The organism is Thermorhabdus hydrogeniformans (genome assembly GCF_049310025.1).
Lineage (GTDB): Bacteria > Bacillota > Thermosediminibacteria > Thermosediminibacterales > Tepidanaerobacteraceae > JBJYKD01.
Map to the genome: position 1 here is coordinate 1 of NZ_JBJYKD010000257.1, position 245 is coordinate 245.

Annotated in this window: 1 protein-coding gene; it reads left to right on the forward strand. The window is 43.7% G+C overall.

Going from position 1 to position 245, the window contains the following annotated elements:
* Positions 1–66: 66 nt before the first annotated feature.
* Positions 67–245 (forward strand): FAD-dependent oxidoreductase (locus ACKX14_RS16350; RefSeq protein WP_422449484.1); only part of this gene is annotated, 179 nt, incomplete at its 3' end.

Below are 245 nucleotides of genomic sequence, written 5' to 3' on the forward strand. Positions count from 1 at the left end.
AGCCCTATTTTTTCGACATTGGGTCATAATTTCAGTCAATATAAGTCAGACTGACGGATCATAATTTTGGATATTGCAGTTATTGGTAGCGGCATGGCCGGTCTTGCTACCGCAAGAATTCTAAAGGATGCTGGGCATAATATTACTATTTTCGAAGCACTGACTGGGCGAGGGATGGATAGCCACAGTACAGAGTTTGAAGGTGGTCTGATTGATGCTCCGTTACGTGTCATGAACCCACACTT